Source organism: Pseudoalteromonas holothuriae (assembly GCF_945859825.1).
Classification (GTDB): domain Bacteria; phylum Pseudomonadota; class Gammaproteobacteria; order Enterobacterales; family Alteromonadaceae; genus Pseudoalteromonas; species Pseudoalteromonas holothuriae.
Genome location: NZ_CAMAPC010000073.1, coordinates 1 through 904, shown reverse-complemented (window position 1 = coordinate 904; position 904 = coordinate 1). Strand labels below are relative to the sequence as shown.

Annotated in this window: 2 protein-coding genes; one reads left to right on the top strand and one right to left on the bottom strand. The window is 41.3% G+C overall.

The window, feature by feature from the left end:
• Positions 1-134 precede the first annotated feature (134 nt).
• Positions 135-422 (bottom strand): transposase, encoded by a 288-nt coding sequence (locus tag OCI93_RS20920; protein WP_008113553.1) that lies wholly within the window; start codon positions 420-422, stop codon positions 135-137.
• Between the two features lie 73 nt (positions 423-495).
• Between OCI93_RS20920 and OCI93_RS20915 the strand changes: the two genes are divergently transcribed.
• A partial coding sequence (locus OCI93_RS20915) for a hypothetical protein (RefSeq protein WP_261627258.1) occupies positions 496-904 on the top strand: 409 nt, incomplete at its 3' end.

Sequence of the window (904 nt, the reverse complement as noted above, 5' to 3'; positions counted from 1 at the left end):
ATTAAGCTGCTCTACAGTAATAACCTTTGCTGGCCGTTTAAGCCAAGCATAATAAGCACTGCGGCTTACTTTCATCACTTTGCAGAGCTTAACTACAGGAAACACCGAAGATAACTGCTTAATCGTTTTAAACGTTACTTGGTTTCCTTTAGCAGGAGGGCGCTGGCCTTTTTTAAGATTTCTTTTTCCATCCTAAGTTCTTTATTTTCCTTGCGTAACCTTAAAAGCTCAGCTCGCTCATCAGCATTTAAACTGGCTCCAGATTGCTCAGCTTCAACCTTGGCTTTCCAGTTATAAAGTAATTTATCAGTGATACCTAAAGACGCTGCTGCCTTGGGTACGCTGTAACCTTGCTCGGTTACTAATGCCACAGCTTCTTGTTTAAATTCTGCTGTGTAACTTCTGTTTGTTCGTTTTGTCATTTAACACCTTAATTATTGGATTATATTCCATTATTAAAGTGTCCTGTTTGATTAAAGCAGATCATTTATTGATTTGACGGTAACTACGGGCAGCTTTGATAACCAACACAGCTTTAGCGAAAGCTATGTATATGATGGCTTACACCGTTTAACCAGCAATAAAATAGATACTATTACCACCATTAGTTATGACTATGATGCAGTAGGTAACTTAACCAGTAAGTCTGACTATGCGAGCGAGTATAACTACAGCGACCACCTGAGCGGACACGCGGGTGGCGGTGCCAACGCAGTTAAAAAGGTACAAAAAACCAATGGTACGTGGGCGGGCTTTAGTTACGATGCGCGCGGTAATATGACTAAAGGCGATGGCCTAACCAGTGCCATTTACAATGCCATGGACAAACCAACCTCACTTACTAAAAATGGTATTACCAGCACCTTTGTATATGGCCCAGACCATATGCGCTTTAAGCAGGTTA